This is a genomic window from Salinicola socius, assembly GCF_001937195.1.
Taxonomy (GTDB): Bacteria; Pseudomonadota; Gammaproteobacteria; order Pseudomonadales; family Halomonadaceae; genus Salinicola; species Salinicola socius.
Window position 1 is genome coordinate 1 of the sequence record NZ_MSDO01000110.1, and the last position, 563, is coordinate 563.

At 65.0% G+C, this 563-nt stretch carries 1 protein-coding gene; it reads left to right on the top strand.

From position 1 onward, the window contains the following. Positions 1-563, top strand: a 563-nt coding sequence (locus BTW07_RS19095) for an Ig-like domain-containing protein (RefSeq protein WP_167369299.1), incomplete at both ends; no start/stop codon positions are given.

The window sequence follows — 563 nt, forward strand, 5'->3', positions numbered from 1 at the left end:
ACGATGGCGGCGTCAGTGAGCCCAAGACGGTCACTATCACCGTGACCGGCACCAACGACGCGCCGGTGGCAGTCGCTGACACCCAAACCACCGGCGAGAACACTGTGCTGACCGGCCAGGTTCCTGCAGCGACGGATGTCGATGGCACCATCGCCAGCTACGCGCTCGACACCGGCGTAGGTCAGGGCAAAGGCAGCCTGACGTTCAACGCCGACGGCTCCTACAGCTTCGCCCCCGGCACCGACTTCGACGGTCTGGCCGCAGGCGAAAGCCGCGACGTCACCTTCAGCTACACCGCCACCGATAACGAGGGCGGCGTCAGTGAACCGAAGACGGTCACCATTACCGTCACCGGTACCAACGACGCCCCGGTGGCCGTCGCCGATAGCCAGACTACCGGCGAGAACAGCGTTCTCAGCGGGCAGGTTCCGGCAGCGACCGATGTCGATGGGACGATCGCCGGTTACGACCTGGCAACGGATGTCGGCACTGGCAATGGCAGCCTGAAGTTCAATGCCGACGGCTCCTACAGCTTCACGCCGGGTGCCGACTTCGACGGTCTG